Consider the following 1,136-nt stretch of genomic DNA (forward strand, 5'->3'; position numbering starts at 1 on the left):
GTCTCAATAGTAGATCTCAACGCGTCGATGACTCTTGACCCGTCCGATCGATACCACTCGGGGTCTACTCGCGCGATCATGTATGCGGCTAGTGCCATTCCGTCGACAGAAACTGGCCGAGAGGAACTCATCGCAGCATCCGCGAGTACCGTCTTAATCCGCTTGACAAGCGTCGCGAATTCCTCGGATGTATCACCGTTCGTCTTGAACGTCGCTATGCGGGCGAGGTTTCCGTCGAATTCTGCCAACACTTCGCTCGTCCGGACCCTATGGAGTTTACGCTTCATCAGCGTACGCATCTAGTTTCGCAACATAGTAGCCGGCTAATTGTCTGACACTTGATGCCGGCGCCGCCGCCTCGCGTACTTCGTCTAGTTCATCAATTAATACTCTACGGAAGTCATCAGGAGACGCCGCGAACGCAATTCGAGAAATCCTTGGTACCGCCTCGGCAAATTCGCGCTCTAGGTCCCGCGATGGTTCACGCCACTTGAGGCTGCCAACACGATAGCTGCCCAGGAGACGCGCCTCTGCTTCCACCAACCCTGTAGCGCGGCTCCGAGAATTGATCAACTCACCTCTGATGAATTGAACAGCAACGTTAAATAGGCTGGTCACGTACGCAGAATAATCACTTAAAGGATCCGCAGGCAACCGTTCCTTTCGGCGCTGTTCGAAAACAATTTTCTCTATGTCACCATCAACGTCAACGATAATTGCGCTCTCATCAAAGAAGAGCTCGGGCCAAAATAACATCTCCTTGACGGCGTAATGGGAACGGATCGAAACATCAAAGCGGATTCCGTTGGCAATCAATCTGTGCTTCTCAAGTCCGGTCCAATAGTGAAGTTCGGGGGTTATTCCCCATTCTGTCAGCTTCTCGTCAAGGAATTCGCGCGTCCAAGGAGCGCCCTCCACATACAGCAGAAGGTCGACATCTGACAGGCTATCGGAGTACTCGTTCTGAAGGGAGCCGATGAGAATCGCGCCCCGCACCTCCTTGCATTTTGGGAGTATGCGTCGTAGGCGCCTGAGTTCACGCCGTTGGGCATCTAAATAAAAATTGTCACTTGGTTCTGTACTCATCGCACCTCCTTCATTATTTTGTGCTTTAACGCTGCGCGACCAATTACCTC

The 1,136-nt window shown here is 52.3% G+C and carries 2 protein-coding genes; both read right to left on the reverse strand.

The annotated features are described in order from the left end of the window. The coding region (locus EFY87_RS20760; RefSeq protein WP_220093731.1) for a hypothetical protein at nucleotides 1–287 on the reverse strand (287 nt) is incomplete at its 3' end. After that, nucleotides 277–1,136, reverse strand: an 860-nt coding sequence (locus EFY87_RS20155; protein ID WP_220093732.1) for a hypothetical protein, incomplete at its 5' end; no start/stop codon positions are given. The genes EFY87_RS20760 and EFY87_RS20155, both read right to left, overlap by 11 nt.

It is taken from the genome of Flexivirga caeni, assembly GCF_003724155.1.
Taxonomy (GTDB): domain Bacteria; phylum Actinomycetota; class Actinomycetes; order Actinomycetales; family Dermatophilaceae; genus Flexivirga; species Flexivirga caeni.